Origin of the sequence: Agromyces sp. Soil535, from assembly GCF_001428255.1 — a bacterium.
Classification (GTDB): Bacteria; Actinomycetota; Actinomycetes; order Actinomycetales; family Microbacteriaceae; genus Agromyces.
In genome coordinates, this window is the sequence record NZ_LMRW01000021.1 from 1 (window position 1) to 2,126 (window position 2,126).

Annotated in this window: 2 protein-coding genes; both read left to right on the forward strand. The window is 66.4% G+C overall.

Features of this window, described 5'->3' with window-relative positions; all coding sequences use genetic code 11:
• Window positions 1-495: 495 nt before the first annotated feature.
• Complete coding sequence (locus ASG80_RS24150; protein ID WP_200952563.1) at window positions 496-960, forward strand: transposase; 465 nt, start codon at window positions 496-498, stop codon at window positions 958-960.
• On the forward strand, window positions 884-1,879 hold the full coding sequence (locus ASG80_RS24155; RefSeq protein ID WP_235508317.1) for a transposase: 996 nt from the start codon (window positions 884-886) through the stop codon (window positions 1,877-1,879). Before ASG80_RS24150 ends, ASG80_RS24155 begins: the two co-directional genes overlap by 77 nt.
• Window positions 1,880-2,126 lie beyond the last annotated feature (247 nt).

Consider the following 2,126-nt stretch of genomic DNA (forward strand, 5'->3'; position numbering starts at 1 on the left):
CTGAAGTGTCTCTACCTCGTGACCCGGTCGCTTGACCCGACCTGAAGTGTCTCTACCTCGTGACCCGGTCGCTTGACCCGACAGGTCGCGGCAGGGCACGCTGGGTGACCAGGTGGAAGCCCGCGCTCAACGCCTTCGCGATCACCTTCGAAGGCCGCATCAACTAACCATGCGCCAGCCCAGATCCACCGTTAATCTGACAGACCCGCTGGGTGGGCAGCATTTGAGCCGGTTCGTTGGCCAGCGGGCAGGATCTGTGTTGTCCGGCACCCGCCTGTCGTCGTTGCTTGACCGATCGGGGCGCACTGGCGACTCCTTGCCTGTTGATCGCGTGGCAGGCGGGGCCACTGCCGGAGCTCGAGATGCCCTGTTAGGAACCCGGCGACCTCGTCGGCCACGGTCGAGGATCCCTGTTAGCGAATGTCTGGTGCGGATCGGCTCCTCACGCAGCAATGGCTGCCGGCGATGCGATGAACGAAGCAGAGGAGTCCGAAGATGATCGTCCGTATCGGGGTAGACATCGCTGTCCGCGCCCCGCATCAAGCCGCCCTCACCGACGAGCGCGGCGAACTGCTGTGGTCCGGGCACCGGTTCCGTACCAACCCTGTGGAGTTGGAACAGCTGTGGTCGAAACTGCCGCAGGAGGTCATCGCAGCCGAGGTCACCGTGGTGATGGAACCGACGCGCAATGCCTGGGTGCCGTTGGCGGCGTGGTTCCGGCGCCGCGGCGCCACGGTGGTACTGGTGCCCGCGGAGCGATCGGCGGATCTGCGCGCGTACTACGCCAAGCACACCAAGAGCGACCGGCTCGATTCTGTGATGCTGGCACGGCTCCCGCTGCTACACCCGGACGGGCTCAACGCCGAGCGAGGCCTGGGGCCCGGTGACCCGCTCCGGCGGGCGACGAAGCTGCATTCGTACGCTAGTCAAGCGTCGCACGGCCAGCATCGCCAGGGTTGATGCGCTGCTGGAGATCCTCGGCCCGGACTGGCACGCCGCGTTCGGCGGTGACCTGTCGAACAACACACCGCTGCAGTTCCTCGCCTCAGGCTACGGCGACCCGATCGCGGTTCGACGGATGGGACGGGCGCGGCTGATCCGGTTCCTGGGTCGCCACTCCCGAGGAGCATGGGGCGGACCGACCGCCGACCTGATCCTCGCCGCAGCCACATCATCGCGCGAAATCTGGGGTGACGATCTGGAGTTCGCTGACCTCGCCGAGGACATCGCTGTCGAAGCGCGCTTGGCGCTGCGGATCACCGAGGAGATCAAGGACGTCGATGACCGCATCGACGCGCTGGTCCGGGAACGCGATCCGCGCGGCATCATTACCTCCGCTCCCGGGGTCGGGCCCGTCACCGGTGCCGTCGTTCTCGGACGACTCGGCGACCCCGGCCGGTTCCGTTCCCTGGCTGCGGTCCGATCGTTCAGCGGGCTGGTGCCCTCGCTCGACTCCTCTGGGGTGTCCGGGCACCATGGCGGCCCCACCAAGCACGGCGACGCGCTGCTCCGCGAAGCCCTCTTCATCAGCGCAGACCAGGCCCGCCGGCAGGACCCGACACTCGCGGCGAAATACCACCGGCTCATGGTCGAGTCCGGCAAGCATCACAACACCGCGATCTGCCACATCGCCGCGACACTACTGACCCGCATCGCGGCCTGCTGGAACGCGGCGACACCCTACGAGCTCCGCGACGTGGACGGCACCCCTGTCACCCCCGAGGAGGCTCGAATGATCATCACCACCCGCTACACCGTCCCCGAATCTCTGCGCCGAAGCCGAACCACGACAAGAACGAGCCGGCGAAGCAAGGAGTCGCAAAGCGCTCCATCGACCGGCCCGTCCCACCCCCACGCTAACCACCCCACAGCCGCTTGACATCCCTTAGGAACTCAACGGCATGGTCTACACGACCCGCTTCGCCCGCGGCGGCAGCGGACCCAACGGGTTCGAACACCTCCTGAAACGGCTCGGGATCACCCAGAAGAACGGCTCACCATCCCACCCCCAGACCCAAGGCAAGATCTGTGAAGACTTATCGTGGTGCTGCGCTGGGCCTGGTCTGACCCTGGCAAAGAATTGACCACGGTGTCCTTCGTTCGATTTGTCGACCGGGCTTGGCGCG